Annotated in this window: 2 protein-coding genes and 1 pseudogene; 1 reads left to right on the forward strand and 2 read right to left on the reverse strand. The window is 67.8% G+C overall.

Translation table 11 applies throughout. The annotated features are described in order from the left end of the window. Positions 1–170, reverse strand: a pseudogene (locus tag AC1D1X_RS19655) (ArsR/SmtB family transcription factor); the annotation flags it as partial. Between the two features lie 140 nt (positions 171–310). On the opposite strand from AC1D1X_RS19655, the gene AC1D1X_RS19660 reads away from it, so the two are divergent. After that, positions 311–1,597 carry an MFS transporter gene (locus AC1D1X_RS19660; RefSeq protein ID WP_477670145.1) on the forward strand — a complete coding sequence of 429 codons (1,287 nt, stop codon included), beginning with the start codon at positions 311–313 and terminating at the stop codon, positions 1,595–1,597. 7 nt (positions 1,598–1,604) lie between these two features. Here AC1D1X_RS19660 and AC1D1X_RS19665 read toward each other — a convergent pair whose 3' ends face one another. After that, on the reverse strand, positions 1,605–2,903 hold the full coding sequence (locus AC1D1X_RS19665; protein WP_477670146.1) for an RNA polymerase sigma factor: 1,299 nt from the start codon (positions 2,901–2,903) through the stop codon (positions 1,605–1,607). Positions 2,904–2,922 lie beyond the last annotated feature (19 nt).

Genomic DNA, 2,922 nt, shown 5'->3' on the forward strand with positions numbered 1-2,922 from the left:
CCTTCGACCATCAGGGCCAGGTGGCGGCTGGCGGTTTGCGGCGACACGTTGCCAACGCCGGCCAGTTCGTGGGCGGTGAGCGATCGGCCGTCCAGCAGCTCCATCAGCATGGCGGTGCGGGCCGGCTCGCCGACCAACGAGGCGATGTGCGCGATTTGGTTGGTATTCATCATGGTTTAAGACCTTCTGGATACCAACCTTAGCAGCATCGCAAACCCCATGCTTCGCTCCGGGGCGAAGCATCGCGCACCCTCTTCGCCGCACCATGGAGGCCATGCAGCAGTCGCTGCCTTCTCACACGGAGAACTCCATGGAATTGCCAACGACCTCCGCCCTCCAGCCGCCGGTGCCACGCGCCTTTTACGGCGCCACCGTTGTGCGCGCCGCCTTTGTACTGGCCATCTTCGGCTGGGGTATTGGCTTTTACAGCCCGGCGATTTTTCTGCATGCGGTGATCGCCCGCACCGGCTGGGCGTTGCCACTGGTATCAAGCGCCGTGACCTTTCACTTTTTATTCGGCGCGGGCGTGGTGGCCTGCCTGCCGCGCATCCACGCCCGGCTGGGGGTCGCCGCCACTACCGCTGCGGGCGCCGCCGCGCTGGCACTGGGACTTCTGGGCTGGGCGCTGGCTGCACAGCCCTGGCAACTGTTTGCGGCTGCCATGCTGACGGGCGGCGGCTGGGTCACCATGGGCGCGGCGGGGATCAACGCCATCATCTCGCCCTGGTTTATGCGCGGCCGGCCCCTGGCACTGGCCAAGGCCTACAACGGCGCCAGCCTGGGCGGTGTGATTTTCTCACCGCTATGGGGCGCGCTGATCGCCGCGTTGGGTTTTACCGCCGCCACCTTGCTGGTGGGCGCGGCCATGCTGACCGTGGTGGTCTGCCTGTGTTTTTACGTCATCACGCAAACGCCGGAGCGCATGGGCCAGCAGCCTGACGGTGATGCACCGGGCACACCCTCGCGCACCGTCACCTCTGCGCATGCCAAACCCTTGCCGGGCCGCCTGCTGTGGCGAGACCGCAGCTTTCGTACGCTGGCCGCGGCGATGGCGCTGAGCATGTTTGCCCAGGCCGGCTTGATCACGCATTTGTATTCGCTGCTGGTGTCAGCGCTCAGCACCCAAGGCGCGGGCCTGGCGATGGCGCTGGCCACCGCTTGCGCCATCGGCGGCCGCACCATCGTCGCCAAATGCATGCCGGTGGATGCCGACCGGCGACTGGTCGCCAGCGTGAGCTACGCGGTGCAGATCACCGGCTCACTGCTGCTGGCTTGTGCGGCGGAACACCAGACCGTGCTGATTCTTGCCGGCGTGGTGCTGTTCGGCGTCGGTATCGGCAACACCACTTCGCTGCCGCCGCTGGTGGCACAGGTGGAGTTCGTCAAGGGCGATGTTCCGCGGGTGATCGCGTTGATCGTGGCCATGTCGCAGGGTCTGTGGGCGCTGGCGCCGGCCACGTTTGGCCTGCTGCTGGTCACAGCCGGCGGGAGTCCGGCGCACCTCGGTGCGGGCACAGTCCTTTACTTCGGCGCGACCGTGCTGTTGCAGCTGGCGGCCATCGCCTGCATGCTGGGCGGCCGCAGGCCGGCACCGTAAACACGCGTCAGGAAAGGCGCGGTGTGGAGCCCGGCGCGCAGGCTGCGGCGCGCGCCAGCAACAGTTCGCGCTCGCGCAGGTTGCGGGTGAGCGACGCGGCGCGCTCGAACTCCGCATGGGCTTCTTCGAGCCGGCCGAGCTTGAACAAAAAGTCGGCGCGTACGCTGGGCAGCAGATGGTAGTTTTTCATCAAGGGTTCGGCCAGCAGCGCATCGGCCACCTCCAGCCCCGTCGCCGGGCCGAAAGCCATCGCCAGCGCGACGGCGCGGTTGAGTTCCACCACCGGTGACGGCATGAGCTGCGCCAGCGCATCGTAAAGCGCGGCGATGCGATGCCAGTCGGTGTCGGCGCCCGTGGGCGCACGCGCATGGCACGCGGCAATCGCGGCCTGCAGCGCATACGGCCCCAGCGCACCGCCCAGCGCCTCGGCACGCGCCAGCGCCGCAAGGCCGCGGCGWATCAGGATGTGGTCCCAGCTTGCCCGGTTTTGCTCCAGCAGCAAGATGGGCTCACCCGAAGGCCCGGTGCGCGCCCTGGCGCGCGAGGCCTGGATTTCCATCAGCGCCACCAGGCCGTGAACCTCAGGCTCCTGCGTCGCGAGTTCGGCCAGCACGCGCCCCAGTCGCAAGGCCTGGTCGCACAGCGCGGGCCGCATCCAGTCGCCGCCCGAAGTGGCTGAGTAGCCTTCATTGAAGATCAGGTAAATAACTTCCAGCACCGAAGCCAGCCGGGCGCCGCGCTCTTCAGGGCCAGGCACTTCAAAAGGCACGCGCGCCTCGGCCAGGGTGCGCTTGGCACGCACGATGCGCTGGGCCACCGTGGGCTCAGGCACCAGGAAGGCGCGCGCGATCTCGTCGGTGCTCAGGCCGCCCAGCAGCCGCAGCGTGAGCGCAATGCGCGCCTCGGTGGACAGCACCGGGTGGCAAGCGGTGAAGATCAGGCGCAGCAGATCGTCGCCGTAGTCGTCGGCGCCGTCGTCGCCAGAGCCGGGATCGTCTACATCGGCGAAAGCCATTTCCTGCTCCAGCTCGAGTTCATGGCCCAGCTCTTCATGCTTGAGCGCCAGCAGCTTGCGCCGCCGCAGGTAGTCGATGGCCCGGTGCTTGGCGACGGCCATAAGCCAGGCGCCCGGGTTGTCCGGCACGCCGATCTTCGGCCAGCGCTCCAGCGCCGTGACCAGCGCGTCCTGCGCGATCTCTTCGGCCAGGCCCACCTCCTGCACCATGCGCGCAACCTTGGCGATGACCTTGGCCGATTCGATGCGCCATACGGCGTCGATGGCACGATGGGTTTCATGCGACGCCATGCGGCTTCAGGCGCCCTTG

It is taken from the genome of Polaromonas sp. P1_G4, from assembly GCF_056405475.1.